Raw genomic sequence first — 3,323 nt, 5'->3', positions numbered from 1 at the left:
CGGCCGGACGGACGGCGGCGCCCGGCCCGTGCCACCGCCCGCAGCCCGCGCCCGGCGCTGGGCCGCCCGCCACCCGCTGTGGATCGACGCGCTGCTGGCCGCCGTGGTGTTCGGGACGATGGTGGTCGGCTCGGTAGCCGTCGGCCACCAGGCGGGCCACGAGGTACTGGACATCCGCGACGTGCTGCCGCACACCGTCTGTCTGGCGCTGCTCGCCTCGGCCGCGCTGGTGTTCCGCCGCCGCTTCCCGGTCGCGGTCCTGGCGGTGACCACGGTGGCCTCAGTCGCCGATGTCCTCGCCACCGCGGCGCTTCCCGCGACCCCCGATCGGAGCCCGGTCGTCTCGGTGGCGGTGGTGGTGGCGCTGTTCACCGTCGCCCACCGCGCGGGACGGGCCGCCACCTGGCGGATCGGGCTGCTGGTCATCGCGGTGGGCACCGGCGTGGCGATGGGCTTCGGCCCCCACCCGTGGTACGCCGCGGAGAACTTCGGGACCCTCGCCTGGTACGCGGCCGCGGCTGCCGCGGGGGACGCGGTGCGCGGCCACCGCGCCGTGCTGGCGGGTATCCGGGAGCGGGCCGACCACGCCGAGAAGACCCGCGAGGAGGAGGCGCGGCGGCGGGTGGCGGAGGAGCGCATGCGGATCGCGCGGGAGCTGCACGACGTCGTCGCCCACCACATCGCCATGGTCAACGTGCAGGCCGGTGTCGCCTCCCACGTGATGGAGAACCGTCCCGACCAGGCGCGCGAGGCGCTGACCCACGTGCGGGAGGCGAGCCGCCAGGCGCTGGAGGAACTGCAGTCCACCGTCGTCCTGCTGCGCCAGCAGGGCGACCCGGTCGCCCCGACGGAACCGGCGTCGGGGCTGGCCCGGCTCGACGAGCTGGTGGAGGGGTGCGGGCGCGCCGGGATGCGGGTCGCGGTCGAGCGCCCCGGCCCCATGGCCCCGCTGCCCGCGGCGGTGGACCTCGCCGCCTACCGCGTGGTGCAGGAGGCTCTCACCAACGTGCAGAAACACGCCGGACCGGGCGCACGGGCCACCGTGCGGCTGGAACGGGTCCCCGGGCCCCGCAGCGGCTCGGCCCTGCTGGAGATCACCGTGCGCGACGACGGCGCCCCGTCCCCGACGGCCGCCGCCCGCACCGGCGGTGGCCACGGGCTCACCGGGATGCGGGAGCGGGCCGAGGCGCTCGGTGGCGCCTTCGCCGCCGGGCCGGCGCCCTCGGGCGGCTTCCTGGTGCGGGTCGGGCTGCCGCTGGCCCGACCGGGGGAGTCCCGGTCGGAGCAGGCGCCGCGGGGGTGCCCCGAACCGTCCCTCTCCTTCGCCTGCCCCTCGCCCGGCCGGCTGCTGCGGGGGCGCCGCGCATGACGACGACCGTGCTGCTCGTGGACGACCAGGCGCTGCTGCGCAGCGCCTTCCGGGTGCTCGTGGACTCCGAGCCGGACATGACCGTGGTGGGGGAGGCGGCCGACGGCGACGCGGCGGTCCGCGTGCTGCGGCAGCGCCCCTGCGATGTGGTGCTGATGGACATCCGGATGCCGGGGACCGACGGCATCGCCGCGACGCGCGCCATCACCGCCGACCCGGCCCTCGCCGCGGTCCGTGTCGTCATCCTCACCACGTTCGAGCAGGACGACTACGTGGTGGAGGCGCTGCGCGCCGGGGCCTGCGGGTTCCTCGGGAAGAGCGCGGGACCCGACGAACTGCTCACCGCGATCCGCGTCGCCGCCGCGGGGGAGGCGCTGCTCTCGCCGTCTGCCACGCGGGGGCTGATCGAACGGTTCCTCGCGGGTGACGGCCCGGGCCCCTCGCCGCAGGCCGCCGCCGGACTCGCGACCCTCACCGCCCGGGAGCGGGAGGTGCTGCTGGAGGTCGCCCGGGGCCGTTCCAACGACGAGATCGCGCTGCGGCTGCACGTCAGCCCGCTGACGGTGAAGACCCACATGAACCGGCTGCTCGCCAAACTGGCCGCCCGCGACCGTGCCCAACTGGTCATGACGGCCTACGAGTCGGGGCTGGTACGCCCCGGACGGGCCGACTGACCGGGCCGGTCGGCCGGCCCGGCGGTCCGCCGCGCGTCAGAGGAAGGCGGGCGAGGGGACATAGGGCGCCGGTGGCCGCATGCCGCGCAGCGCCACCAGCCCGGAGCCGCTCACGCGGAGCCCCGCCGCCAGCCCCACGTCCACCGCCCACTGCTGGTCCGCGGTGAGCTGGTCGACCGTCACGGCCGTCCCCGCGGGCAGGCTCAGCAGCGCCGCCGTCAGCAGTCGGGAGGCGATCCGGCGGGAGGTGGCGGCCAGCAGCTCCACCCGGCCGTCCTCCGCCACGTAGCAGTACCCGCTGCCGGCGAGATCGTCGGCGACCACCACCCGGTGGTGGAGCAGCAGCTCCTCGTGGTCCGGCCCGTGGGCACCGCCGCGCACGGCCCGGTCGACGGAGTCCATGAGGTCGCGCTGACCCGCGCCGCCCTCCACCGCCGGCCCGTCCGGGGCGGTGAGACCCGCCGTGTCCAGGGAGCCCGACAGCCGGAGCGTCGGGTGCAGCGAGAAGCCGGCGCGGCGGAGCAGCCGGGCGGCGGCGGGGTCCGCCGTGGCCCGGGCGATGCCGCGCAGCGTGCCGCGCCCGTGGGCGATCGCCCGCTCCAGCAGCGCCCCGCCCACTCCGGCGCCGCGCGCCTCGGGTCGCACCACCAGCAGCGAGAGCGCCCAGGTCCCCTCGCGCAGCGCGGCGCGGACCGCCCCGATGGGCCGGCCGGAGCCGTCCTCGGCGAGCCAGCAGCCCTCCGGGTCGGTGCGGGCGAGGTGCTCGGTCGCCCGGCGGTGCCGCACGGCGGCCACCGGGCAGTCCACCGGCTCGGTGCCGCCGGGAGAGGCGTGGGGCTCCGCCGCCGCGGCGTCCCGGGAGGCGAGGGCGAGCCGTCGGACCGACTCGGCGTCACGCGGGCTGTCCCGCACACGGCGCAGCAGCATCCGCCCATTGTCGCCGTCCCGCCCACCGGCGGTCCAGATCCACCGCCCCGCCCCACGCTCCCGGCAGAGGCGGCGGTCCGGGACCGCGCCGGCCGGGTTCCGCACGGCGGCGGCGTCCTGCGATCATCGCCGTATGAGCGGGCGTTCGTGGGGCATCGTGGTGGCGGTCGTCGGCGCGCTGCTGGGCCTGCTGCTGCTGGCCGAGGGGTGCGGCGGGCCGCACCCGGGCGGCGCCCCCGAGGAGCACTTCGACGCCCGCGCCCCGGCACGCGCCGTCGAGTCGACGCGCTGAGAGCGTGTGCGGGGCCCGGCGTCGCGAGCCCGGCGCGGGGTCCGGCACACGCTCCGGGCCC

General features: G+C 77.9%; 4 protein-coding genes. 3 read left to right on the top strand and 1 reads right to left on the bottom strand.

The window, feature by feature from the left end; genetic code table 11:
* Window positions 1-28: 28 nt before the first annotated feature.
* Together HCN52_RS23050 and HCN52_RS23045 are read left to right on the top strand one after the other, a co-directional pair.
* Window positions 29-1,369, top strand: a complete 1,341-nt coding sequence (locus HCN52_RS23050; RefSeq protein ID WP_312876848.1) for a sensor histidine kinase — start codon at window positions 29-31, stop codon at window positions 1,367-1,369.
* The gene (locus HCN52_RS23045; RefSeq protein WP_168090365.1) at window positions 1,366-2,043 is read left to right on the top strand and encodes a response regulator transcription factor; all 678 of its coding nucleotides are present in this window, start codon (window positions 1,366-1,368) and stop codon (window positions 2,041-2,043) included. Before HCN52_RS23050 ends, HCN52_RS23045 begins: the two co-directional genes overlap by 4 nt.
* A 36-nt stretch (window positions 2,044-2,079) precedes the next feature.
* Here the strand turns inward: HCN52_RS23045 and HCN52_RS23040 are convergent, their stop codons facing one another.
* Complete coding sequence (locus HCN52_RS23040; RefSeq protein ID WP_168090364.1) at window positions 2,080-2,970, bottom strand: GNAT family N-acetyltransferase; 891 nt, start codon at window positions 2,968-2,970, stop codon at window positions 2,080-2,082.
* Window positions 2,971-3,103: 133 nt separating this feature from the next.
* On the opposite strand from HCN52_RS23040, the gene HCN52_RS23035 reads away from it, so the two are divergent.
* Window positions 3,104-3,262 carry a hypothetical protein gene (locus tag HCN52_RS23035; protein WP_168090363.1) on the top strand — a complete coding sequence of 53 codons (159 nt, stop codon included), beginning with the start codon at window positions 3,104-3,106 and terminating at the stop codon, window positions 3,260-3,262.
* Window positions 3,263-3,323: the final 61 nt, after the last annotated feature.

The sequence above is a fragment of the Streptomyces bohaiensis genome (genome assembly GCF_012033785.1).
Classification (GTDB): domain Bacteria; phylum Actinomycetota; class Actinomycetes; order Streptomycetales; family Streptomycetaceae; genus Streptomyces; species Streptomyces bohaiensis.
Note: the sequence above shows the minus strand (reverse complement) of the source record. Positions and strands in the feature narration are given on the sequence as shown.